Source organism: Mesorhizobium sp. WSM1386 (assembly GCF_055901595.1).
On record NZ_CM148373.1, the window covers coordinates 644,503 to 668,733 of the forward strand.

At 63.8% G+C, this 24,231-nt stretch carries 23 protein-coding genes; 12 read left to right on the plus strand and 11 right to left on the minus strand.

The annotated features are described in order from the left end of the window. The first annotated feature begins 96 nt into the window (after positions 1-96). From ggt to AC0NIH_RS03105, 4 genes are all read left to right on the plus strand, one after another. A complete protein-coding gene (ggt, locus tag AC0NIH_RS03090; protein ID WP_473468203.1) occupies positions 97-1,683 on the plus strand; it encodes a gamma-glutamyltransferase in 1,587 nt (528 codons plus the stop codon). A 249-nt stretch (positions 1,684-1,932) separates the two neighbouring features. Next, positions 1,933-3,447 (plus strand): acyl--CoA ligase, encoded by a 1,515-nt coding sequence (locus AC0NIH_RS03095; RefSeq protein ID WP_473468201.1) that lies wholly within the window; start codon positions 1,933-1,935, stop codon positions 3,445-3,447. Positions 3,448-3,449: 2 nt separating this feature from the next. Beyond that, the gene (locus AC0NIH_RS03100; RefSeq protein ID WP_473468199.1) at positions 3,450-4,430 is read left to right on the plus strand and encodes a 2-dehydropantoate 2-reductase; all 981 of its coding nucleotides are present in this window, start codon (positions 3,450-3,452) and stop codon (positions 4,428-4,430) included. A 93-nt stretch (positions 4,431-4,523) separates the two neighbouring features. Then, positions 4,524-4,772, plus strand: coding sequence for a lysozyme inhibitor LprI family protein (locus AC0NIH_RS03105; protein WP_473468197.1), 249 nt, complete (start codon positions 4,524-4,526; stop codon positions 4,770-4,772). Positions 4,773-5,040: 268 nt separating this feature from the next. Here AC0NIH_RS03105 and AC0NIH_RS03110 read toward each other — a convergent pair whose 3' ends face one another. The 6 genes from AC0NIH_RS03110 to AC0NIH_RS03135 form a co-directional block, all read right to left on the minus strand. Next, on the minus strand, positions 5,041-6,612 hold the full coding sequence (locus tag AC0NIH_RS03110) for a pilus assembly protein TadG-related protein (RefSeq protein WP_473468196.1): 1,572 nt from the start codon (positions 6,610-6,612) through the stop codon (positions 5,041-5,043). 213 nt (positions 6,613-6,825) lie between these two features. Then, on the minus strand, positions 6,826-7,800 hold the full coding sequence (locus AC0NIH_RS03115; protein WP_473468195.1) for a branched-chain amino acid ABC transporter permease: 975 nt from the start codon (positions 7,798-7,800) through the stop codon (positions 6,826-6,828). Between the two features lie 21 nt (positions 7,801-7,821). Continuing rightward, entirely contained in the window at positions 7,822-8,709 is an 888-nt protein-coding gene (locus tag AC0NIH_RS03120; RefSeq protein ID WP_473468193.1) for a branched-chain amino acid ABC transporter permease, read from the minus strand. 7 nt (positions 8,710-8,716) lie between these two features. Next, positions 8,717-9,427 carry an ABC transporter ATP-binding protein gene (locus AC0NIH_RS03125; RefSeq protein WP_473468192.1) on the minus strand — a complete coding sequence of 237 codons (711 nt, stop codon included), beginning with the start codon at positions 9,425-9,427 and terminating at the stop codon, positions 8,717-8,719. Then, the gene (locus tag AC0NIH_RS03130) at positions 9,420-10,199 is read right to left on the minus strand and encodes an ABC transporter ATP-binding protein (RefSeq protein WP_473468191.1); all 780 of its coding nucleotides are present in this window, start codon (positions 10,197-10,199) and stop codon (positions 9,420-9,422) included. Before AC0NIH_RS03130 ends, AC0NIH_RS03125 begins: the two co-directional genes overlap by 8 nt. 11 nt (positions 10,200-10,210) lie before the next feature. Next, positions 10,211-11,419 carry an ABC transporter substrate-binding protein gene (locus AC0NIH_RS03135; protein WP_473468189.1) on the minus strand — a complete coding sequence of 403 codons (1,209 nt, stop codon included), beginning with the start codon at positions 11,417-11,419 and terminating at the stop codon, positions 10,211-10,213. A gap of 377 nt (positions 11,420-11,796) precedes the next feature. Here AC0NIH_RS03135 and AC0NIH_RS03140 point away from each other — a divergent pair, with 377 nt between their 5' ends. Then, on the plus strand, positions 11,797-12,561 hold the full coding sequence (locus AC0NIH_RS03140; RefSeq protein WP_473468187.1) for a LuxR C-terminal-related transcriptional regulator: 765 nt from the start codon (positions 11,797-11,799) through the stop codon (positions 12,559-12,561). 191 nt (positions 12,562-12,752) lie between these two features. Here the strand turns inward: AC0NIH_RS03140 and AC0NIH_RS03145 are convergent, their stop codons facing one another. Together AC0NIH_RS03145 and AC0NIH_RS03150 are read right to left on the minus strand one after the other, a co-directional pair. Next, the gene (locus AC0NIH_RS03145) at positions 12,753-13,241 is read right to left on the minus strand and encodes a hypothetical protein (protein WP_287273972.1); all 489 of its coding nucleotides are present in this window, start codon (positions 13,239-13,241) and stop codon (positions 12,753-12,755) included. 161 nt (positions 13,242-13,402) lie between these two features. Next, complete coding sequence (locus AC0NIH_RS03150) at positions 13,403-14,272, minus strand: helix-turn-helix domain-containing protein (RefSeq protein WP_473468185.1); 870 nt, start codon at positions 14,270-14,272, stop codon at positions 13,403-13,405. Between the two features lie 92 nt (positions 14,273-14,364). Between AC0NIH_RS03150 and AC0NIH_RS03155 the strand changes: the two genes are divergently transcribed. Together AC0NIH_RS03155 and AC0NIH_RS03160 are read left to right on the plus strand one after the other, a co-directional pair. Next, positions 14,365-15,909 (plus strand): 4-hydroxyphenylacetate 3-hydroxylase N-terminal domain-containing protein, encoded by a 1,545-nt coding sequence (locus AC0NIH_RS03155; RefSeq protein WP_473468184.1) that lies wholly within the window; start codon positions 14,365-14,367, stop codon positions 15,907-15,909. 6 nt (positions 15,910-15,915) lie between these two features. Beyond that, positions 15,916-16,425 (plus strand): flavin reductase, encoded by a 510-nt coding sequence (locus tag AC0NIH_RS03160; RefSeq protein WP_023682716.1) that lies wholly within the window; start codon positions 15,916-15,918, stop codon positions 16,423-16,425. 3 nt (positions 16,426-16,428) lie between these two features. Here AC0NIH_RS03160 and hpaR read toward each other — a convergent pair whose 3' ends face one another. Further along, a complete protein-coding gene (gene hpaR, locus AC0NIH_RS03165) occupies positions 16,429-16,857 on the minus strand; it encodes a homoprotocatechuate degradation operon regulator HpaR (protein WP_013891927.1) in 429 nt (142 codons plus the stop codon). A 184-nt stretch (positions 16,858-17,041) separates the two neighbouring features. Here hpaR and AC0NIH_RS03170 point away from each other — a divergent pair, with 184 nt between their 5' ends. From AC0NIH_RS03170 to hpaH, 5 genes are all read left to right on the plus strand, one after another. Further along, positions 17,042-17,428, plus strand: coding sequence for a 5-carboxymethyl-2-hydroxymuconate isomerase (locus AC0NIH_RS03170; protein ID WP_473468180.1), 387 nt, complete (start codon positions 17,042-17,044; stop codon positions 17,426-17,428). 11 nt (positions 17,429-17,439) lie between these two features. Beyond that, positions 17,440-18,957 (plus strand): 5-carboxymethyl-2-hydroxymuconate semialdehyde dehydrogenase, encoded by a 1,518-nt coding sequence (gene hpaE / locus AC0NIH_RS03175; RefSeq protein ID WP_473468177.1) that lies wholly within the window; start codon positions 17,440-17,442, stop codon positions 18,955-18,957. A 13-nt stretch (positions 18,958-18,970) separates the two neighbouring features. Next, entirely contained in the window at positions 18,971-19,951 is a 981-nt protein-coding gene (gene hpaD, locus AC0NIH_RS03180) for a 3,4-dihydroxyphenylacetate 2,3-dioxygenase (protein WP_473468174.1), read from the plus strand. A gap of 247 nt (positions 19,952-20,198) precedes the next feature. Beyond that, positions 20,199-21,071: a fumarylacetoacetate hydrolase family protein gene (locus AC0NIH_RS03185; protein WP_473468172.1), complete on the plus strand. Its 873-nt coding sequence runs from the start codon at positions 20,199-20,201 to the stop codon at positions 21,069-21,071. After that, positions 21,068-21,874: a 2-oxo-hept-4-ene-1,7-dioate hydratase gene (hpaH, locus tag AC0NIH_RS03190; RefSeq protein ID WP_473468169.1), complete on the plus strand. Its 807-nt coding sequence runs from the start codon at positions 21,068-21,070 to the stop codon at positions 21,872-21,874. The genes AC0NIH_RS03185 and hpaH overlap by 4 nt, the downstream gene beginning before the upstream one ends. 21 nt (positions 21,875-21,895) lie before the next feature. Here hpaH and AC0NIH_RS03195 read toward each other — a convergent pair whose 3' ends face one another. Together AC0NIH_RS03195 and AC0NIH_RS03200 are read right to left on the minus strand one after the other, a co-directional pair. Further along, positions 21,896-22,915 (minus strand): phosphotransferase enzyme family protein, encoded by a 1,020-nt coding sequence (locus AC0NIH_RS03195; RefSeq protein ID WP_473468166.1) that lies wholly within the window; start codon positions 22,913-22,915, stop codon positions 21,896-21,898. Continuing rightward, positions 22,912-24,219 carry an aminotransferase class III-fold pyridoxal phosphate-dependent enzyme gene (locus tag AC0NIH_RS03200; protein ID WP_473468164.1) on the minus strand — a complete coding sequence of 436 codons (1,308 nt, stop codon included), beginning with the start codon at positions 24,217-24,219 and terminating at the stop codon, positions 22,912-22,914. The genes AC0NIH_RS03195 and AC0NIH_RS03200 overlap by 4 nt, the downstream gene beginning before the upstream one ends. Positions 24,220-24,231 lie beyond the last annotated feature (12 nt).

A 24,231-nucleotide genomic window follows, 5' to 3' on the forward strand; every position in this document is an offset into this window, starting at 1 on the left:
TGCACAATGTCGAGAAGCCGAAACGATCCGTTGCGGCGTCGTGTTACGCAATGGCGGCAGCGTCGCATCCATCAGACCAAGGGATACAAAGACAGAATGCGTGATTTCCAGTTTCCCGGCCGCTCGCCGGTTCGTGCCACCCAAGCGATTGCCGCGACCTCGCATCCGCTTGCGAGCCTTGCCGCGATCGACATGCTGCGCGCCGGCGGCAATGCCATGGACGCCGCCGTTTGCGCCGCCGCCGTGCAGGGCGTGGTCGAGCCGCAGTCGACCGGCATTGGCGGCGATTGCTTTGTGCTGTACTGCCCGAAGGGACAAGGCGACGTGCTGGCCTTCAACGGTTCGGGCCGCGCACCTGCGGGCGCCACCGTCGACTGGTATCTCGACAAGGGCTTCGACGAGCTTCCGAAGCAGGGACCGCACGCGGTGACCGTGCCGGGCGCCGTCGATGCCTGGAGCCGGCTCCTGGAAGACCATGGCCGCAAAAGCCTGGCCGAGGCGCTGGCGCCGGCCATCCACTATGCCGAAAACGGCTATGTCGTGCATGACCGCGTCGCCTTCGACTGGGCCGAGCCGGAGATCGACCTGTCGGCCGACGAGCATGCCGCGCGCATCTTCCTGCCGGGCGGCAAGGCGCCGAGGGCCGGCGACATCCACCGCCAGCCGGAACTCGCCGCCACCTTGCGCACAATCGCCAAGCAGGGCCGCGCCGGCTTCTACGAAGGGGCGGTCGCCGACGACATGGTGCGCCGGCTCAATGAACTGGGCGGGCTGCATTCGCACGAGGATTTCGCGGCGACCAAGGGCGACTATGTGGCGCCGGTCAGCACCGCCTATGGCGGCTACGATATCCACCAGATGCCGCCGAACAATCAGGGGCTGACGGCCCTTTTGATGCTGAACGTGCTGTCGGGCTTCAAGCTCGGCGGACTCGATCCAAACGGCGCCGAGCGGCTGCATCTGGAAATCGAGGCCGGGCGCCTGGCCTACCAGGATCGCGACCGTTACCTCGGCGACCAGGACCAGGTTCATGTGCCCACAAAACAGCTCCTTTCCGCCGCCTATGCCGACCGGCTGCGCACCGAGATCGACCGGGACCGCGCCATGACGCATCTGCCGCGCCTGGACCTGCCGGGCAGCGACACGGTCTACATCTCGATCGTCGACCGCGACCGCAACGCCGTCTCCTTCATCAATTCGACCTATTATTCGTTCGGCAGCGGCGTCGTCGGTCCGAAGAGCGGGGTCGTGCTGCAGAACCGTGGCTCGAGCTTCCGCCTCGACCCGGCGCATCCGAACGCCATCGCGCCCGGCAAGCGGCCGATGCACACGATCATGCCCGGCATGGCGACCAGGAACGGCCGCGTGGTGATGCCGTTCGGCGTCATGGGCGGCGGCTACCAGCCATTCGGGCATGTGCATCTTTTGACCAACATGATCGATTTCGGCATGGACCCGCAGCAGGCGCTCGACGCGCCAAGGGTGTTCTATAATGACGGCATGGTGGAGGCCGAGCGCAACGTTCCGGCCGAAGCGCTCGAAGGCCTGCGCAAGCGCGGCCATCGCGTAGCCGAGCCGCACCACCCGCTCGGCGGCGGGCAAGCGGTGCTGATCGACTGGGAGAAGGGCACGCTGACCGGCGCCTCCGATCCGCGCAAGGACGGGATGGCGCTTGGATATTGACGTGGAGAATCACATTCCAAGAGTTGGCACTGCCTGCCTGCCGGTATCCTCTCCCCGTATAGTGACGGGGAGAGGGGCACTGTCGTCGATGGTTTCGCCAATCGCCAACGTCGAAAAGAAAGACCGGCGTTGCGGCCAGCCCTTTCTCCCCGTCACTATACGGGGAGAAATGCCCGGCAGGGCAATGAGGGGCGGCGCCAACGTCTGTTGGGCTTCCATCGCCAGTCGTTCGAAACATAGTTGGTGACCATGAGCACGAATTCAAAAGACCTTTCCCGCCGCCTCGTCGCCGGCACCGAAGACGCTCCGGCAATCCTGGCGCCGGACAGGGCGACGCTCACCCATGGCGAGCTGCGCAGCCTGATCAAGGCCACAGCCGAGCGGCTGCATGCGCTCGGCATCGGGCGCGGCGACCGGGTGGCGATCGTGCTGCCTAACGGGCCGGAGATGGCCACAGCCTTCGTCGCGGTGGCCGCAACCGCCTCGACGGCGCCGCTCAATCCCGCCTATCGCGCGGACGAGCTCGATTTTTATCTCGCCGACATCGGCGCCAAGGCGATCCTCGTCGCGGAGAACGAAACCGGCCCGGCGGTTGCGGTGGCCGAGCGGCTCGGCATAAGCGTGCTCAGGCTTGTCGTTTCGCCGGCTGCCGGCAGTTTCACCATCGAGGGCGAGGCTATCGGTCCGCAGGCGACGCCTGACATGGCGGGGGATGGCGACATCGCGCTTCTGCTGCACACGTCGGGCACGACATCGCGTCCAAAACTGGTGCCGCTCAGCCATGCCAACATCGCCGCCTCGGCAGCCCATATCGGGGCGACGCTTGGCCTGACGGCCGATGACCGCTGCCTCAACATCATGCCGCTGTTCCACATCCACGGGCTGATCGCGGCCGTGCTGTCGTCGCTGGCATCGGGCGGCAGCATCTACTGCACGCCGGGCTTCAATGCGCTGCGCTTCTTCCAGTGGCTGGGCGAGGCGCGGCCAAGCTGGTACACGGCGGTGCCGACCATGCACCAGGCGATCCTGGCCCGGGCGGCGCGCAACACCGAGGCGCTGGCGGGTGCGCGCCTGCGCTTCATCCGCTCGTCCTCGGCGTCGCTGCCGGCGCAAGTGATGGCCGAACTGGAAACCACCTTCGGCTGTCCGGTGATCGAATCCTACGGGATGACCGAGGCCGCCCACCAGATGGCATCGAACCGGCTGCCGCCGGGCCTGCGCAAGCCGGGCAGCGTCGGCGCCGGCGCCGGTCCGGAAGTAGCGGTGATGGCGCTGGACGGACAGTTGCTCAAAGCCGGCGAGACCGGCGAGATCGTCATTCGCGGACCCAATGTGACGGCGGGCTATGAGAAGAACCCAGACGCCAATGCCACGGCCTTCGCGCATGGCTGGTTTCACACCGGCGACCAGGGCGTGCTCGATGGAGACGGTTATCTCAGGGTCACCGGCCGGCTCAAGGAGATCATCAACCGCGGCGGCGAGAAAATCTCGCCGCTCGAGGTCGATGACGTGCTGATGGATCATCCGGCGGTGGCGCAGGTGGTCACCTTCGCCATGCCGCATGACAGACTGGGCGAGGAAGTGGCGGCCGCGGTCGTGCTGCGCGAAGGCACGAGCGCCACCGAAAACGAGATCCGCACCTATGCCGCGACGCGGCTCGCCGACTTCAAGGTGCCGCGCAAGGTCGTGATCCTGGACGAGATCCCCAAGGGCGCGACCGGCAAGCTGCAGCGCATCGGCCTCGCCGCCAAGCTCGGGCTTTGACGATGAAGATCACCATCTTCGGCGCCGGCGCGATCGGCGGCTATCTCGCCGCCAAGCTGGCGGTCGCCGGCCGCACCGATCTGTCGATCGTCGCGCGCGGCGCCCATCTCGACGCGATCAAGGCAGATGGCCTGCGCCTGATCGAGGATGGCCAAGAAACGCTAGCGCCTGTCCGGGCCGCCGCCAAGGCCGAGGAGCTCGGCGTGCAGGATACTGTGGTGCTGGCCTTGAAAGCCCATTCGCTGACCCCTGCCCTGGACCAGATCGCGCCGCTGCTTGGGCCGGAAACATCAGTCGTCACCATGCAGAACGGCGTGCCGTGGTGGTACTTCCATGGGGTGAGGGGGCCGCTCGAGGGCACCAGGCTGAACGCGGTCGATCCCGGCGGTGCGATCTGGCAGCGGATCGGGCCGCAGCGCGTCATCGGCGCGGTCGTCTATCCTGCCGTCGAGGTCGACGCGCCCGGTCTCATCCGCCATGTCGAGGGCAAGCGCTTCTCGCTCGGCGAGCCCTCCGGCGAGCGCAGCGAACGGGTGACGCTGCTGGCCGAGGAAATGGTCAAGGCCGGGTTGCAGGCGCCGGTGCGCGAGGACATCCGCAGTGAGATCTGGGTGAAGCTGTGGGGCAACCTCTCCTTCAACCCGATCTCGGCGCTGACCGGCAGCACGCTGGCCGCGATCGTCGCCGACGAGGGCACCCGCACGCTTGCCCGCACCATGATGCTGGAGGCGCAGGCGATCGGGGAAAGCCTCGGCGTGCGCTTTCCGATCGGGGTCGACCGCCGCATCAAGGGTGCGGGCGATGTCGGCGAGCACAAGACGTCGATGCTGCAGGATCTGGAGCGCGGCCGCCCGATGGAGATCGACGCGCTGGTGAGCGCGGTGCAGGAGCTTGGCCGGCTAACGAACAAGCCGACACCGACCATCGACGCGGTGCTGGCGCTGGTGCGGCGGCTGGCGGTGGAGCGCGGGTGTTATGGGTGAGGCGAGGCACGACGGGTCAACCCTTGACGCGCCCGCAGCCTGCCCAATGTATCGTTCCCAACATTCAGCCTTTGCGATCAAGGAAACGCCTGCATGCTCCGACATGGCTGCCTTCTCGGAATTTTGGTCATGACAACGGCTCATCCTGCGATGGCGCAGAGCGATGCCGAAATGAAAGCGTGCGTCGATCGGTCCGGCGGCGTCACGTCGGAAATGCTGGATTGCGGGAAAGTCGAGATCGACAAGTTCGATGCCAGGTTGAACGCGGCTTACAATACGCTGATGCATCGCGAACATGGTCCTGAACGTGCACGGTTGCGCGCGAGCAGCGTGCCTGGCTAAAACATCATCTGCAAGAAACACACCGTCTTGCCGCCGATCCGGACAATGGATCGGCCGCCTTCCTCACATCTCAAGGGTTGAACTGGACGATTTGAGCTCACGAACAGTCGAACTCGAAAAACGTGTCCAGAAAAACCCGTAGCCATTCAACCAGGATCATCGTTTCAGGCGCGCCGGCCTCATCAGAAGGCATCGCTGGCTGTGGAGCGCGGGCGTCATGGGGGAGCGGGCAGAGCGGCTTGCCGTTTCTGTGAAACGGTGAACTGCTCTAATCAACCAGCTGGAGTGTCGTGAACTTTCCAGCGATGGTTTGGAACACATTCGGCAATTTGCTGGGATCGTTGACAGCGTAGTAGTCAGCCGGATTTGTCGCGCATTTGCCGTAAAGTGTCCGGTTCGCGGCCGTGTCGGATTGCAGGGTAATGGTGTAGATCTGAACCTGCTGCGCCTTCAGTTTATCGCAAACGTCGAGCGTCCATCGATCTACGGAGCGTGCGGCGTCTGTCTGGTTACTCGTCCCGAACCGGCCAGACGAAAGGTAGCCATAGGATGTGTAGTCCGACTTTTCCGGTTCGGCGCTCGCGCCGTAAACGACATTCTCGCCGTCGGTAAGCAGAACGACGATTTTGCTCGTATTCGGAGTCTTCCAGGGCGCGCCGTCGGTATACGGCGGGGCCGGTGAAAGCACCCGCATGCCCCAAGAGAGCCCCTCGGAGACATTCGTGCCGGATCCGTTCCACTCTTGCATCTGGGCAGCAGCCGTCCGCAACTTGTCCAAGTCAGCGGTCAACGGCACGACCGGAGTCGGGCACGCCCGGTTGGGGCCGACTGTCAGAGGCGCATATCTGTCGTTGATCTTTTTCGCCTTGGGGTTTTCATACTTGGCGATCTTTTTGTCTGTTCCCTTCGTGTCCGTGCCGTCCTGAACGTCATCGGAAAGATAGGAGTTGTTATAGACCTTGGCGTCGTTGCCATAGCTCGCGGATGGACTGGTTGCACCACCGGGATCATCTGGAGCGAAATAGGGCACGAACAAGGTGTTGGCGTCAGCTTGGTCCGGCGCTACGTCGGAAATGGCAGCGCTTCCGGGACGCGCCTCGACGCAGCCCTTCCATCCCGTCCCTTGCCAACCGGTTCCCTGTGCCAGGTCCCTGAACAGGTCCATGTGGTTTACGCGCTTGCCATCTGGCAGCAGAGGAAAGTTCGCGCCGTTGTTCGGCGATTTGCCTGCCATGTCTATCCATGAAGGGTCAAATTTATCGCCATTGACGTTGACAGCGGTGACGAAGGGCACAATCGCGGCGGTCACCTTCCGATCGGGTGACTTTGCTCCATCCAGATTATCGAGAAGTACCTTGGTCGCGTCCCTGAGAGCCTTGATTTTGGCACCGGCCATCGAGCCCGTGTTGTCCAGCACGAGCACGACTTCGAGGTTGTTCGTCGCTTCTACACCCCCGGCATCCACTTCGATGTGCTGGTTGTCGCCGAACAGGAAAGCAAAATAGAGGTTCACGTCCGCGGAAGCGATGGCCTTGGTCTTGACGTAGTTGAAACCCTTGTCGACCGACAGGATCAATTTCGCGTTGGTGAGTTCCGGGTGAATTGCGACGTTGGCCTGGAAATAGCCATCAAATGCAAGTCTGCGGGCCGCTTCGTCGTCCGACAGGTGCGACGAAGATAGGGTCGCGGCGTCCAAAGCGTTCTGCAGGTTGACCTTGGCTCGCATGACGCTGGATACGTCTGCTGCAAAACCGACGGCCGCCAGGATCGCAGGCGCCGCCAACGCAAACAGCAACGCAAAATTGCCGCTTTCCGACCGCCAGAACTTATTGATGATCATTACCTGCCCCTCGACTGAGGCGCATATGACGAAGTGTTGGTTTACGGGCGGTTGATTTATCAGCAATCGCCCATAAGACGACGAACTTGGTAAATTAAGTTCTAGGGAGACCAAGCGTCTTTTCGACGCTGAAACCGACGGATGTGTCGTGGCGAGCACGGCTGCGTGGACTGCTCAATCGCGTCAATCGCGCGCGGTCGATCTGGGTGCCCATCAGCCTTTCTCCGCCCGCCCGAGCGCCCGCGCATAGAGCTCTCCCACAATACCGCGCCGAAAAATCAGCACGCAGACCATGAAGATCAGGCCGGTGGCGATGGTCACCGGGAAGCCGGAGGTGGCAAGCGTGTTTTCCAGTCCGACCACCAAGCTGGCGCCGATGACCGGCCCAACCATGGTGCCGATGCCGCCCAGAAGCGTCATCAGGATCACCTCGCCCGACATCTGCCAGGTGACGTCGGTGAGCGTGGCGAACTGGAAGACGATGGCCTTGAGGGAGCCCGCCAGCCCGGCCAGCGCCGCAGACATGACGAAGGCGGCGAGCTTGTAGCTGGCGACGGAATAGCCCAGCGAAATGGCGCGGCTCTCGTTTTCGCGGATCGAGCGCAGGATCATGCCGAAGGGCGAATTGACGATGCGCCAGACGGCGAAGACGCCGACCAGGAACACCGTCAGCACGAAGTAGTACATATTCAGCGAGACGTTCAGGTCGAGGACGCCGAGCAGCATACCGCGCGGCACGCCCTGAATGCCGTCCTCGCCTTGGGTGAAGGGCGCCTGCACGCAGAAGAAGAAGAACATCTGCGACAGCGCCAGCGTGATCATGGCGAAATAGATGCCTTGCCGGCGAATGGCGAAGAACCCCATGACAAGGCCGAGCAGCGCGGCGCCTGCCATGCCGAGCAGGATGCCCGCCTCCGGCGACCAGCCCCAGACCTTGACGGCGTGGGCGGTGAAGTAGGCGGCGCCGCCAAAGAAGGTGGCGTGGCCAAACGACAGCAGGCCGGTGTAGCCGAGCAGCAGATTGAACGCGCAGGCAAACAGCGCGAAGCAGAGCATCTTCATCAGGAAGACCGGGTAGACGAGGAAGGGCGCCACCAGCAGCCCCAGTATACCGAGCCCGACCAGCGTCCATTCGAGCCATGCCGGGGTTTTTCCGGCCGATGTCTCGCGAAGCGTCAATTCGGCCATCTCGGATGTCCCTTCCGCATGTCAGGCGTCCTTTCCGAACAGGCCGGCCGGCCGAACCAGAAGCACGATCGCCATGATAACGAAGACCACGAGGTTGGAGGCCTCGGGGTAGAAGACCTTGGTCAGCCCCTCGGCAAGACCAAGCATGTAGCCGGTGACGATTGCGCCGAGGATCGATCCCATGCCGCCGACCACGACCACAGCGAAGACGACGATGATGAGGTCCGACCCCATCAGCGGGCTCACCTGATAGATCGGCGCCGCTAGAATTCCGGCTAGCCCAGCAAGGGCGGAGCCGAGGCCGTAGGTCAGGGTCAGCAGCAGCGGCACGTTGACGCCGAAGGCCTGGACGAGGCGGGGGTTCTCGGTTGCCGCGCGCAGGTAGGAACCGAGCCTGGTCTTCTCGATCAGCGCCCAGGTTCCGAAACAGACGATCAGCGAGGCGACGACGACCCAGCCGCGATAGTTAGGCAGGAACATGAAGCCGAGATTGGTGCCTCCCGAAAGCAGTGGCGGCACGGCGTAAGCATTTCCCGACACGCCGTAATAGTAGCGGAATATGCCTTCGAGCACGAGCGCGAGGCCGAAGGTGAAGAGCAGGCCGTAGAGCGGATCGGTGTCGTAAAGCCGCGACAGCGCCAGGCGTTCGACGACGACGCCGAAGACGCCGACGATCAGCGGGGCAAGGACCAGCGCCGGCCAATAGCCGATGCCGAGATAGTTGAGCAGCAGATAGCCGACGAAGGCACCCAACATGTACTGGGCGCCATGGGCGAAATTGATGACGCGCAGCAGGCCGAAAATCACAGCCAGCCCCAGGCTCAGCATGGCGTAGAAGGAGCCGTTGATCAGCCCGACCAGCAACTGGCCGAGGAATGCCTGGACGGGGGTTCCGAAGATCATCGTCATGGCGTCCTCATACACCCAGAACGTCGTGGAGCAGGCTCATGCGGTCCGCCAGCTCGCCGGTCGGGAACCCGGCGACGACCTTGCCGTGCTCCATCAAGTAGAAACGATCCGCGACACGGCTGGCGAAGCGGAAATTCTGCTCGACCAGCAGGATCGTCATGCCGCGTTTTTTCAGCGTCGCCAGCAGCTCGCCGATGCGCTGTACGATAACTGGAGCAAGGCCCTCGGTCGGCTCGTCGAGAAGCAGCATCTTCACGCCGGTTCGCAGCATGCGCGCGATCGCCAGCATCTGCTGTTCACCGCCCGACAGCCTTGTGCCGGGGCTGTTGCGCCGCTCCTTCAGATTGGGGAAGAGATCGAATATCTCCTCGACGCTCATGCCGCCCTTGGCAACGACCGGCGGCAGCACCAGGTTCTCGTCGACCGTCAGCGTGGCGAAGATGCCACGCTCCTCCGGCACGAAGCCGATGCCCTGATGCGCGGTCTTGTGGAGAGGCAGCCGCATCAGGTCCGCGCCGTCGAAAACGACCTTGCCGGTTCGCCTGCGGATCAGTCCCATGATGGCGCGCAGCGTCGTCGTCTTGCCGACGCCGTTGCGGCCGAGCAGCGTGACCGTCTCACCGGCAAACACTTCCAGATCGACGCCGTGCAGCGCATGGCCCTCGCCGTACCAGGCGTTGAGGCCGCGGACCGCAAGCAGGGGTGCGGTGCTAGTCATCGGCGGTGCCCATATAGGCGACCTTCACCCGCTCGTCGCGGCTGACGGCGGCGTAGTCGCCGGCCGCAAGCACCTCGCCGCGCTGCATGACGGTTATCCAGTCGCAGAGATCGGCGACGACCGTGAGATTGTGCTCGACCATCAGCACAGCGCGGTCGCGCGCCACCGAACGGATGAGGTCGGAAACCGTGGCTACGTCTTCATGCCCCATGCCGGCCATCGGCTCGTCCAGCAGCAGCACTTTCGGATCGAGCGCCAGCGTCGTGGCAATCTCGAGCACGCGTTTCCTGCCATAGGAGAGATCACCGGCCAGCCTGTTCCTGGCATCGTCGAGACCGACGGAGCGCAACAGCTCCATCGCACGCGGCGTCAACCGGTCGAGTGCCGCCAGCGAGCGCCAGAACTGGACGCCAAGCCCACCCGGTCGCTGCAGCGCGACGCGCACATTGTCGAGCACGCTGAGGTGCGAAAAGATCGCCGATATCTGGAACGAACGCACCAGCCCCATCCGCGCCACTCTCGCCGGCGAGGTACGGGTGATGTCGTGGCCGAGCAGTTCGATCCTGCCGCTGGTCGGCGCCAGGAACTTGGTCAGCAGGTTGAAAACGGTGGTCTTGCCGGCGCCGTTGGGTCCGATCAGGGCATGGATGTTGCCATGGCGGACATCGAGATCGACGTTCTTGACGGCGACGAAGCCGGCGAAATCACGCCGCAACCCGCGGGCGGACAGCACGACAAGCGGCTCGTTTCCGTTGGGGTCGGGCGGCGCCATGGCCGCGCCGATCACTGGGCCGCCGTTGGACAGCCGCTTTCCTTCTCGCTCAGGAAGGCCTCCTTGCCGGGGATGGTGGCGAGGTATTTGTAATAGTCCCAGTCCTTGCTGCTCTCGCTGGGCGCCTTGACCTGGTAGAGATACATGTCATGGACCATGTTGCCGTCCGCCTGCACCTTGCCATTGGTCATCACGGCGTCGTCCACCGGCAGCGAATGCAATTGCTTGGCGACGGCCTCGGTCTCGTCGGTGCCGGCCTTGTCGATCGCCTTCAAATACTGCGTCACCGCCGAATAGGTCGCGGCCTGGATCATGTTCGGCATGCGGTTGGTGCGCTTGAAGAAACGCTGCCCGAACGCGCGGCTCTTGTCGTCGCGATCCCAGTAGTAGCCCTCGGTCAGCACGACGCCTTGCGCGGCCTGGAGGCCCAGCCCATGCACCTCGGCCAGCGTGAACAGAAGCGCCGCAAGGCGCTGGCCGCCCTGGACGATGCCGAATTCAGCCGCCTGCTTGATGGAATTGGAGGTGTCGAGGCCGGCATTCGCCAGCCCGATCACCTTGGCGCCCGAGGACTGCGCCTGCAGCAGGAAGGATGAATAGTCGGTCGCCCCCAGGGGATAGCGCACTTCGCCCGACACCTTGCCGCCATGGGCTTCGACGAACTTGGCGGTCTGCTCCTTGAGCGAATAGCCGAAGGCATAATCGACGGTGACGAAGAACCAGCTGTCGCCACCCTGCTGCACCAGAGAGCCGCCGGTTCCCACCGCCTGCGAATGGGTGTCGTAGGCCCAATGGAAACCGTAGGGCGAGCACTGCTTGCCGGTCAGTTCGGTGGTCGCCGCGCCGGTGACGATGTCGATCTTCTTCTCTTCCTTGGAAATGCCCTGGACGGCGAGCGCGACCGAGGAGGTCGTCAGCTCCATGATGGCATCGACCTGTTCGGTATCGTACCACTGCCGCGCGATGTTGGAGGCGATGTCCGGCTTGTTCTGGTGATCGGCGCTGATGATCTCGATCGGCGCGCCCTGCACCTTGCCGCCGAAATCCTCGACCGCCATCTTGGCGGCCTCGACCGACCACTTGCCGCCGAAATCGGCATAGACGCCGGACTGGTCGTTGAGGATGCCGATCTTGACCTTGCCATCGGAAATTTCGGCAGCCGAGGCGGGGATGGCGGATGCGGCGAGAAACGCGGCAGAAACGAAATAACATGCCTTCATGGTACTTCCTCCCATTACGATGAAACCGGCCGCCCCCTACGATCGATCATCTTCAAAGCAATAATGAACATGAGCAAGATGGGAATGATCGGCAAGGGGCGGTTGCCGATTTCACGTCCGAAGCGGCGCACTTGGGCGCATTATGCCAGCCGTGAGCGAGCCCAGGATCGAACACAACGGTGTGAACCGCCTGGCGGGACACCGGTCGTGCCGAGTTGCCGGAGCCCCGGTCGGCTATGGATTGCCGATCGGCTTCGCTCGTCATGTGCTGTGCTTCACATACATCTGGCTCGAATCCACGGATTACTGAGGGGAGTTGAGAACCGTGGAGCAGTAGCCTCGCCCCAGTTGCGAGCGAGGGGGCAAGAGGAGCAGCTATGACAGCAATTCAAACATTTGAGGCGGCCCAGGCAAGCCTGTGTGCTTTTGACATCGATCCCGATAGCCCACCCGCCTTCGTTGCGGCGGATATCGAGATCGCGATTATCGATGATCGATCGCTGATGTGCGACTGCCTGGCAAGAGGCCTCGCGGAAATCGAACCGGCATTTCGTTTCCAGCATTTCTCGAGCATCGAAACCTTCGACGCGGCAGACATGGAGGAGACCCAAAGGATCTCGACTGTGCTGATGTGCGCCGTGTGGTCAAACTCCGAGGCAGACCACCATCTCGCCCGGATCGCCCACCTCAAGGCGACCAGACCCTGGGTGAGCACCATCATCCTCGCCGATATCGAAAATTTCGACGATGTTCACAAAGCGATCGACAATGGCGCATGCGGCTACGTTCCGACGAGCGTCAGCCTGCAAATCGCAGCCAAGGCGATTCATCTCGTGGCGGCAGGGGGAATTTTCATCCCGCCGAGTGTGCTTTTCCAATCGGCGCAAAACGCCAGGGATGGCCACCAGGCCACCAAATCGCAGGCGCAAGAAGACAATTTTTTCACGTCGCGCCAGATTTCGGTCATAGAAGCGCTGCGTCGCGGGAAAGCGAACAAGATCATCGCCTACGAACTCAACATGTGCGAGAGCACGGTCAAGGTGCATGTTCGCAATATCATGAAAAAACTTCGCGCCCGGAACCGGACAGAGGTGGCCTACATCCTGAATACGCCGCCTTATGAGGGCCTCATCAAGAATTGACCGGGACGAAACAGGACCCCAGAAATGACAATGCCCCGCCGCCTGCGCCCGGAAGGGCGAGGCATACGAGGCATGTTTGCCGCCCGGCGATCAGGGCCGGTATTTCGCCTTAGCGTATTCCGTCCGGCGGGTCAGTCGAGCCCTTACCGGCGCGACACGCAACGCCACGGCTCGCCAATCAGCCGTGACGGCTATCTGGCTGTCGCTCTTTGACTGTGTTGGCGGGCATAGGACACACAGGCGTCCACCGTGCTGACACAGAGCGCGTCGCGACTGTTCGGCAAATTGTTGTCGCCGGCATAGGCGACTTCGGCGACGCGGCCGTCGACCATGCGTATTTGCGTGTCGCAATAGCCGCCGGGAGCGACATTGACGGAGCCGCCGACCGTCGGGATCGCACCTAGCGCCAGGGTTGGGACGACAATGCTGAGATTGCCGCGCTGAACGACGCGCTTGTAGGTCCAGATCTGGCCAGACCCGCCAGCGTCCGCGGTGGCGGTCGGAAAGCCCGCGCACATTCGAACATCGGCTTCGCTGAGGCCGACCATCTCCTTGCGAGCCGCTGCCGTCGTGGGGTCAACCTTGGCGATCCGCGATGTATCGTCGGGAATGACGCAGGAGGACTGGACGCCGACGACAAGAACAGGAAGGGCAAGCTTTCTAATACAGGAAAATGTCATACCGATTTTCGGATTTGCCCTGTTGTCGGATTTGCGTGGCGCCCACCGCTCCCTCTACCTAGGCAAGCAGGCGAGCGGATCAACCCGTGCAGCTTCACGAAAAAGTGGCCGAGGCTGCAACGTCAAGGTTTGCGCGTCACGAGACGTGGTACCACGCCAAATCAATGCCCTTGCAGCTGCCTGCGGCGCCAGGCGGCGGGTGCTTCGCCGACCCGTTCGCGAAAGAAGCGTGAGAAGTAGGCCGGATCGTCGAAGCCGATCTCGTAGGCGATGTCCTCGACGGTGCGGACGGTGAACAGAAGCAGCCGCTTGGCCTCCAGCAGCCGCCGCTCGCCGACGATGCGCTTGACGCCGCTGCCCAGCACCGCGCGGCTGGCCTTGTCGAGGAGATGCGGCGTCGTGGCCAGCGCTTCGACGTAGCGGCCAACCGGCCAGTCGTCACGGAAATGCGCGTCGACGAGACGGCGCAAGCCCTGCGCCAGCGAGGCTTCGGATGAGCCTGCGGCGTCCATCACCTCGGGGCCGAGACGCGCGATGTGGGAGAGCGCGACGGCGATCAGCGACGGCAAGGTCTTGTCGTTGCCGGCCTGCGCTTCGGTGTATTCGGCGGCAATCATGTCCAGCACCGCCGCCAGCCGTTTCCAGGCGGCGTGCTGCGGCAGGCCGCCGGCGAAGACCGGCCTGTCCAGCGGCAGCAGGCTGTGCGCTTCTATCGCCGCGAGCGCATCGTCGGCGACGGAAACGACTGTCGCGTCGGTGCCGGGGCCGATCGAGAAGCCATGCACGACATTACTCGGCACAAAGCTGACGGCAGGCGCCGAAAAGTCCCAGGATTGGTCCTCGATGTGATAGGTGCCGGAGCCGCTGGTCCAGTAGGTGATCTGGCCCATCTGCGGATGCTTGTGCGCAGCGACCTGGCCGAGGTGGATGTTGCTGCGTGCAAGCACTGTCTCGACATGCAGGAAACCGACATCGAGCGGCCGGACGGGCTCGCCATAGACGAAGAAATCGGGGATGGAGTTCTGGCTCATCGTGCCGGAAAAAGTCCAATCGGTTTTGCCGTTCCGTCCATAGCCGATCCTCGGCCCCGACGCTAGGATCGCATACCAAGTGGAGGAACATCATGCGGTCAGAAGATTTCCGTGCCGACAGAGCGCGCCCGTTCACGGGCGCCGAATATTTGGAGAGCCTGCGCGACGGCCGCGAGGTCTTTATCAACGGCGAACGCATCGCCGACGTCACCACGCATCCGGCGATGCGCAATTCGGCGCGGTCGCTGGCACGCCTCTACGACGCGCTGCATGATCCCAAGCGGCGCGAGACTCTGACTTCGGCCACCGACACCGGATCGGGCGGCTACACCCACAAATATTTCCGTGTCGCCAAATCCTCCGGCGAACTCGCCGCCCAGCAAACGGCGATCGCCGAGTGGTCGCGCATGTCCTATGGCTGGATGGGCCGCACACCAGACTACAAGGCGGCGCTGATGAACACGCTCGGCGCCAATGCCGACTGGTACGGACCGTTCAAGAACAATGCCCTCGCCTGGCACAGCAGAGCCCAGGAAGCCGTGCTGTTCATGAACCATGCCATCGTCAACCCACCGATCGACCGCCACAAGCCGGCGGAGCAGGTGAAGGACGTTTTCGTCCACATCACCGAGGAGACCGATGCCGGTATCTACGTCTCCGGCGCCAAGGTGGTGGCAACGTCCTCGGCGCTGACACATTACAATTTCCTGGCGCAAAGCTCAGCGACGGTCACCGAGGATCCGTCGCTGTCGGTGATGTTCATCGTGCCGATGAACGCGCCGGGGATAAAGATGTTCTGCCGCGTTTCCTATGAGCAGACGGCCAACACGGCAGCGGCACCGTTCGACTATCCGCTGTCGTCGCGCTTCGACGAGAACGACGCGATCCTGGTGCTCGACAATGTCTTCATCCCCTGGGAGGACGTGCTGGTGCTGCGTGACGCGCAGAAGATCCTGTCGTTCCATCCGGCGTCCGGCTTCATGCACGGCTACTGCTTCCAGGGCTGCACGCGCTTTGCCGTCAAGCTCGACTTCCTCGCCGGCCTGCTGGCCAAGGCGCTGCGCGCCACCGGCGGCGATGCCTTCCGCGGCAATCAGGCGGCACTGGGCGAGGTTATCGCGCTCCGGCACATGTTCTGGAGCTTTTCCAACGCCATGGCCTACAATCCGATCCCGTGGGCGAATGGCGCGGTGCTGCCCAATCTGGAAGCGGCACTCGCCTACCGCACCTTCATGTCGGAAGCTTATCCGCGCGTCATCGACACCGTGCGCCGGGTGATCGCGTCCGGGCTGATCTACCTGCCGTCGTCGGTGCGCGACTTCAACAATCCCGAGATCGACAAATATCTGGCGCAATATGTGCGCGGCTCCAATGACATGGGCCATGTCGAGCGCATCAAGATCATGAAGCTGCTGTGGGACGCGACCGGCACCGAATTCGGCGGCCGCCACGCGCTCTATGAGTTGAACTATGCCGGCGCGCCGGAAGAGGTGCGGCTGCAGGTGCTGAAGGGAGCCGAACGCGGCGGCCGGCTGAAGGCGATGGAGGAACTGGTCGACACCTGCATGGCCGACTATGACGAGAACGGCTGGACGGGCGATACCTGGCTCAATCCGCTTCCCGCCTCGGCCGGGTGAACGCCGATGGCCACGCAGATTTCGAAAGCCGATTTCCGCGACGCCATGGCAAGGGTCTGCGCGCCGGTCAACATCGTCACCACCGATGGCCCGGCCGGGCGCGGCGGCTTCACCGCCACCGCCATGTGCAGCGTCTCCGACGAGCCGCCGACGCTGCTGGTGTGCATGAACGGGCGTTCGGCGCAGGCCGCCATGTTCCTCGCCAACCGGCGCTTCTGCGTCAACGTGCTGACGCATGACCATATGCATCTGGCGGGAAAGTTCGCCGGCGCGACCCGGGACATGGAAGCGCGCTATTCGGCGGCGCGCTGGCAGACGCTGACGTCGGGCACGCCGGCACTGTCGGACGCGATCGTCAATTTCGATTGCGAGATCGAGGACGTGCATATCGTCGGTACGCACAATGTGATGATCGGCCGCGTCATCGACGTCAGGCACGGCAGCGGCGGCTCGGCGCTGCTCTACGTCGACCGGAATTATACGCAGCCGACGCGGTTGGGGAGCTTTGGCGGGTGAGCCTCAGCTCTCGCCGTCGATCAGGGTTTCCAGGAGATCGAGCAGTTGCTCCAGCCGCTCATGGCCAAAGCGGCGTTCGATGTCGTCGTAAATGACGCGGCGTTCGGGCGAGAGGGCATCGATCAGGGCAGAACCCGCCGGGGCGATTGTCAGGACGACGCGGCGGCCGTCGCCTTCCGCCTTGTTGCGGGTGATGAATTTGCGTCCCTCGAGCGCCTTGATGATGCGTGTCAGGCTGGGCGGCAGCACCGAGGCGCGGTCGGCCAGCTCCGTGGCCTCGACCGGGCCGGCTTCGCTCAGCACGCGCAGCACGCGCCATTGCTGTTCGGTCACGTCATGGGCGGCAAGCATGGGACGAAACCGCGCCATCACCACTTCACGGGCGTGAAGCAATGCCATCGGCAGGGAGCGACGAGTATTTTCCGGCAGCAAGTGAAATTCTCTCCAACGCTGGCTTGCGATCGGTGGCGGGCTTTGCCAGCAGCGCTGGCCCTCAGCGCCGTCACCGTCATCCCGTATCGTCGTGCCAAGCCCGATGCAAGACTTGACTTCGGCGGGATCGCATGTAATTAACGCGTTAATTATAGCAACGCAATATTCCAGGGAACGAGACGCGGTGCCTCATTTTTCCATCGAGTATTCGGCCAATCTCGATGCCAAGGTCGATATGGGCGAATTATGCGGGCTGGTGTTGCGCACGGTGCTGGACACCGGGCTGTTCGAGACCGGCGCCGTGAGGGTGCGGGCCTTTCGCGCCGACGCGTATGCGATTGCCGACAGGTTGCCGGAAAACGCCTTCCTCGACATGTCGTTTCGCATCGGCACCGGCCGCAGCGCCGAGGACAAGAAACGGACAGGAGAAGCCATCTTCGCGGCCGTAAGCGAATATCTGGCGGTGCTGTTCGAGACCCCGCATTTCGCCTTGTCGCTGGAGATCAGGGAAATCGACCCAGTGCTGAGCTGGAAGAAAAACGCAATCCACCCGCGGCTGCGCGGCAAGTGACGGAAGCTGATATGTCCGATCTCGAAGGCAATCTGAAAAAAGCCGAGGCCTATCTGGCCCGCTTCAAGCGCGACGGTGTGCTGAACCAGATCGGCGGCGAGGCGGTGCCGGCCGCCGACGGCTCGACCTTCGAGACCATGTCGCCGGTCGATTTGAAGCCGCTGGCCAAGGTCGCGCGCGGGGGCGCCACCGATATCGACCGCGCCGCCAAGGCGGCGAAGGCTGCGTTCCCGGCCTGGGCTGCCATGCCCGGCGAAGCGCGCAAGAAGCTGCTGCACAAAATCGCCGACGCCATCGAGGCACGGGCCGAGGAGATCGCCTTCATCGAATGCATGGATACCGGCCAGGCGCTGAAGTTCATGGCCAAGGCGGCGTTGCGCGGTGCGGAGAACTTCCGCTTCTTCGCCGATCGTGCGCCGGAAGCGCGTGACGGCGAGACGCTGCGGACGACAGGCCAGGTCAACATCACCACGCGCGTGCCGATCGGCCCGGTCGGCGTCATCACGCCGTGGAACACGCCGTTCATGCTGTCGACCTGGAAGATCGCGCCGGCGCTGGCCGCCGGCTGCACCGTGGTTCATAAGCCGGCTGAGTTCTCGCCGCTGACCGCACGACTGCTGGTCGAGATCGCCGAGGAGGCGGGCTTGCCGAAGGGCGTGTGGAACCTGGTCAACGGCCTCGGCGAGCATGCCGGCAAGGCGCTGACCGAGCATCCCGACATCAAGGCGATCGGCTTCGTCGGCGAAAGCCGCACCGGCTCGATGATCATGAAACAGGGCGCCGACACACTGAAGCGCGTGCATTTCGAACTTGGCGGCAAGAACCCGGTGATCGTGTTCGCCGACGCCGACCTCGAACGTGCGGCGGATGCGGCGGTGTTCATGATCTACTCGCTCAACGGCGAGCGCTGCACCTCGTCATCGCGGCTGCTGGTCGAAGCCTCGGTCTACGACAAGTTCACCGATCTGGTGGCGGAAAAGGCAAAGCGCATCACAATAGGCCATCCGCTCGGCCCCAAGACCGTTGTCGGACCGCTGATCCATCCGGTGCACGAGGAAAAGGTGCTGTCCTATATCGAGATCGGCAAATCGGAGGGCGCGGTGGTCGCCGCGGGCGGCGGCAAGTTCGCCGGCCCGGGCGGCGGCTGCTATGTCAGCCCGACGCTGTTTACCGGCGCCACCAACACAATGCGCATCGCCCAGGAGGAGATTTTCGGGCCGGTGCTGACGGCAATCGCCTTCAAGGACGAGGCGGAGGCGCTGGCGCTCGCCAACGACACGCAGTACGGCCTGACTGGCTATCTCTGGACCTCGGACGTGACCCGCGCCTTCCGCTTCACCGATGCGCTGGACGCGGGCATGATCTGGGTCAATTCGGAGAATGTGCGGCATCTGCCGACGCCGTTCGGCGGCGTCAAGAACTCCGGCATCGGCCGCGACGGCGGTGACCATTCCTTCGATTTCTACATGGAGACGAAGAACATCGCCTTCGCCACTTCAGCGCACGCGATCCAGAAACTCGGCGGCTGACGGAGGAAATCAGATGCCCTTGCCCAAGCCCAATCTCTATCCCGCCTTCAACATCGTGCGCCTCAGCCATGTCGAGCTGGCCGTCGCCGATCTCGCCAAGTCCCGCGCGTTCTATGTCGACACGCTCGGCCTGCAGGTCACCGACGAGACGTCGGGCGCCATCTACCTGCGCGCCATGGAGGAACGTGGCCATCATTGCATCGTGCTTCGCAAGGCGACGACGCCGGAAGCGCGCGATCTCGGCTTCAAGGTTTTTTCGGACGAGGATCTCGATAAGGCCGTACATTTCTTCAAGGGCAAGGGCCTGCCGGTGGAATGGGTCGAGCGGCCCCACCAGTCGCGCACCTTCCGCACGCGCGACCCGCACGGCATACCGCTGGAGTTCTATGCCCAGATGGAAAGGCTGCCGCCGATCCACCAGAAATATGCGCTCTACAGGGGCGTCAAGCCGCTGCGCATCGACCACTTCAACTGCTTCTCGCCCAATGTCGACGAGTCCGTCGCCTTCTACAACGAGCTCGGCTTCCGGGTCACCGAATATACCGAGGATACGGCAACCGGAAAGCTGTGGGCGGCCTGGACGCACCGCAAGGGCGGCGTCCACGATATCGCCTTCACCAACGGCATCGGCCCGCGCCTGCATCATGTCGCGTTCTGGGTGCCGACGCCGCTCAACATCATCGACCTGCTGGACCTAATGGCGACGACCGGTTATCTGCCGAACATCGAACGCGGCCCTGGCCGGCACGGCATTTCAAACGCGTTCTTCCTCTATGTCCGCGACCCGGACAACCACCGCATCGAGATCTACTGTTCGGACTACCAGACGGTCGATCCGGACCTCGAGCCGATCAAGTGGGATCTCAAAGACCCGCAGCGCCAGACGCTGTGGGGCGCGCCAGCGCCGAAAAGCTGGTTCGAGGAGGGCAGCACCTTCGCTGGCGCGGCGGCACGCCAGCCGGATTTGACGGCGTCGCCGATCATTGCGCCTTAGGTGGGGGTTTAGAGATGACTGTGTTCCGTGGCGCCCCCCTCTGTCCTGCCGGACATCTCCCCCTCAAGGGGGGAGATTGGCTGGCCTTCCGGCCCGCGATCTTCTCGCAACGCTGGAAGTTGGCGAAAGCAGAGACAAAATCCAATCTCCCCCCAAGAGGGGGAGATGTCCGGCAGGACAGAGGGGGGCGCCGTAGAACTCTGTCCCTGCAGACATCCACTACCACCGCCACCACCGGAGCCGCAGCATGACCCCGCCCCGGCTCGCCACCTTCACCGCCGGCGGCAAGACGCGCTATGGCGCGGTCACCGGCAAGGGCGTCGTCGACCTGTCGGCTCGCTACAGCCAGTGGCCGACATTGCGCGAAGTGATCGAGGCGGGCGCCTTGCGGCGGCTGGCGGAAGAGGCCGAAGCGTTCGCCGCCGATTTCCCGCTCGACGCGATCGCCTACGACATCCCCATCCCGTCGCCGGAAAAGATCATCTGCGTCGGCGTCAATTATCCGGATCGCAACGAGGAGTACAAGGACGGGCAGGCGGCGCCTTCGAACCCGTCGCTGTTCATCCGCTTTCCGCGCTCCTTCGTCGGCCATGACGCGCCGCTGGTGCGGCCGCCGGACTCTTTGCAACTCGATTATGAGGGCGAGATCGTCATCGTCATCGGCAAGGGCGGTCGGCGCATCGCGCAAGCCGATGCGCTTGGCCACATCGCGGCGCTGTCGTTGTGCAATGAAGGCACCATCCGCGACTGGGTGCGGCATGCCAAGTTCAACGTCACGCAAGGCAAGAATTTCGACCGCAGCGGCTCGATCGGACCGTGGCTGGTGCCGTTCAGGGATGAAGCGCAGATCGCCGATATTGAGCTCTCCACCCGCGTCAATGGCGAGATCCGCCAGCAGGATCGAACCAGCCGGATGATCTTTCCCTTCCGCAAGATCATCAACTACATCTCGACCTTCACCACGCTGGTGCCGGGCGATATCATCGTCACCGGTACGCCGACCGGCGCCGGCGCCCGTTTCGATCCGCCGATCTGGCTGAAGCCGGGCGATGTGATCGAGGTCGAGGCCGACGGTATCGGCCTGCTTCGCAACGGTGTCGTCGACGAGGCAAGCGTATGACCCCCGAGCAAGTCGAAGACGCCGCGGCGCGGCTGTTCGAGGCCGAGCGGTCGCGCCGGCAGATCCGGCTACTCAGCCTCGATTTTCCCGAGGCAACGATGGAGGACGCCTACCGCGTCCAGGCGGCGCTCGTGGCGCGCAAGATCGGCGCCGGGCTGAAGCCGAAGGGCTGGAAAATCGGCCTGACCTCCAAGGCGATGCAATATGCGCTGGCGATCGACACGCCGGATTCGGGCGTGCTGTTCGACGACATGTTCTTCAGCGACGGCGCGACGGTTCCGGCCGGCCGCTTCATCCAGCCGCGCGTCGAGGCCGAGATCGCCTTCGTCACGAAGGCGCCGCTGAAGGGGCCCGGCGTGACCCTCTTCGACGTACTCAACGCCACCGACTACATCACGCCGGCGCTCGAAATCCTCGACACGCGCATCGAGCGTGTCAATGCCGAGACCAAGAAGGTACGCACTTTCTTCGACACGATTTCCGACAATGCCGCCAATGCCGGCATCGTCATCGGCGGCCGGCCGCAGCGGCCCGATGAAGCCGACATGCGCTGGATCGGCGCCATCGTCTCGCGCAATGGCGAGGTCGAGGAGACCGGGCTTGGCGCCGGCGTGCTCAACCATCCGGCGATGGGCATCGCCTGGCTGGCGGACCGGCTCGCCCGCTACGGCATGTCGATCGCGGCTGGCGAAGTGGTGCTGTCAGGATCCTTCGTGCGACCGGTCGAAGCGCGGCCCGGCGACACCATCGTTGCCGATTTCGGCAGTTCGGGAACGGTCAGCATCCATTTCGCGAAGAGCTGACGCCGCAGTCGCCAGCAGTCCTCACATGCCCCGCAGGTAAGCCGCCACCACGTCAGCTGCGATGGCCGAGATGCGCATGCCGGCATTCCTGTTGACGTCACCCTCGACGCGGCTCTGCACCCAGCCGAGGAAAGCGAAGGCGCGCAGTGCCGAAAACAGCGGCAAGGACGCGATGTCCTCCGGCGTCAGGTCCCGCTCCTGGCGGTAGCCATCGAGCAGCGACGCCTCGATCAGCGGATAGATCGCTTCGTCGCGGTTCTGGTAGAGTGCCACGGCAAGATCGTAGACGTGCCAGCCATGGCCGCAATCGTCGAAGTCGATGATCTGGATGGCGTCGCCGTCGAGCAAAACGTTCTCGCGCACCAGATCGGCATGGATCAGGCCGAAATTGCGCGCGCTGCGCTCATACCGCGACAGCGCCGCGACCGCCTTCTCGTGGGCACGGAACACCAGTTCGCGGCTGGTATCGTCGAGAAACGGGCAGGTTTCGAAGCGGCCCCATATGGGGGTCGCACCGAAAAAGCCTTCGAAATCCCAGCTGTGACGGGCAAAGCCCGGCGGCGTCGCCCAGCCGGCGGCGGCATTGTGCATGCGGGCGATGGTTCGCCCGATGGCCGTGAATACCCGCCTTGCCTGTTCGGGCGCATAGCCGAGCGGCACGCCGCGCGCGCCGACGGCGCGGCCTTCCAACCAGCTCAGACAATCGACCTGGCGCGGCGCCGAGTCGGCGGTGCCTACCGGCACGAACAGATCGCCATTCAACGTCGGCACAGGGGACGGCGTGGCGACCCCGGCCGATTGCAGGAAGCCCATCCACTGCAATTCCGAAGACAGCGCGGCATCCGAGTGATAGCCCGGCCTATGGATGCGCATGGCGGCCGGCTGGCCATCGGGCAAGCGGATGCGGAAGACCGCATTCTCGCGGTATTTCAGCAGTTCCAGTTCACCATCGCGAACGCCCCAATGTTCCAGCGCACGCCTGGCAAGCTCGGTGACATCCGCTTCCGTCTCGGGCTCCGATTGCGCGAAAACAGCGCTCACGCCGTAACCCCGCCGACTTCTTCAAGCACTTCGTCCAGGGTTCCAATCAAGAGATCGGCATTGTCGCGCGAAAACGGCATTGGCGGGCGTATCTTCAGCACATTGCCATGAATGCCGGTCTTGCCCATCAGCACGCCGCGATGGCGCATCGCGTTGATGACACGCCCGGCAATGTCAGGCGCGGGCTCGCGGGTCTCACGGTCATGGACCAGCTCGGCGCCGAAGAACAAACCCGCGCCCCTGACCTCGCCGATGCATTCGTGGCGGTCCGCCAGCGGGCGCAGCAGCCCGAGTGCATGGGCGCCGACGTCGCGCGCATTGCCGACGAGGTTCTCCTGCTCGATGACATCGAGCACCGCGCTCGCCGCGGCGCAGGAAACCGGGTTGCCGCCAAAGGTGTTGAAGTAACGGAAGGCGTTGCGGAAGGTCGCCAGTAGGTCCCCGGTGGTGACGACGGCGGCGACCGGATGGCCGTTGCCCATCGGCTTGCCCATGGTGACGATGTCGGGAGTAAAGCCGGCCCGCTGATGGCCCCAGAAATGGCTGCCTGTGCGGCCGAAGCCGGGCTGCACCTCATCGGCGATGACCAGCCCGCCGGCGTCGCGCACCGCTGCCACGGCGTCATCGAAGAAGCCGCTGGGCAGTGTCGGGAAGCCTTCATTGGCGAGCAGCGGACACAGGATCATTCCGGACAGGCCAATGCCGTCCTTCGCCAGCGAGGCAATGGCCTCGCGCACCGCGTCGCCAAAGGCCTTGCGGTTAGCCATCGTATCGGGATGGCGATAGCTGTCGGGTGCCGGCACCAGCCTGACATGACGGGCGCGGCCGCCGACCGGCGGCATGCGGGTCGAGAGCTGCGAAACCGCCGTGGTGTTGCCGTGATAGGTGGCATCGGTGGCGATGATGCCCATCTGGCCCGATGCCGCCTGCGCCATGCGCAGCGCGATGTCGTTGGCCTCGCTGCCGGTGCAGGTCAGAATGGCGGTGGAAAGGCTTGCATCGAACGTCGCCGTCAACCGCTCGACATAATCGAGGATGGCGGTGTGCAGATAGCGCGTGTGGGTGTTGAGCACGCTCGCCTGCCGGCACAGCGCCTCGACAACATGCGGGTGGCAGTGGCCGACATGGGCGACATTGTTGTAGGCATCGAGATATTTGCGGCCGTCGGCGTCGTAGAGCCAGACGCCTTCGCCGCGCACGAGGTGCACGGGCTCGTCGTAGAACAATTGCGATTTGGCGCCGAGCAGGCGGCCACGCCGGCTAACCAAGGTTTCCTCGGTGATCTTCTTCTGCGATTGAGTCATCTGTCGGTCCCA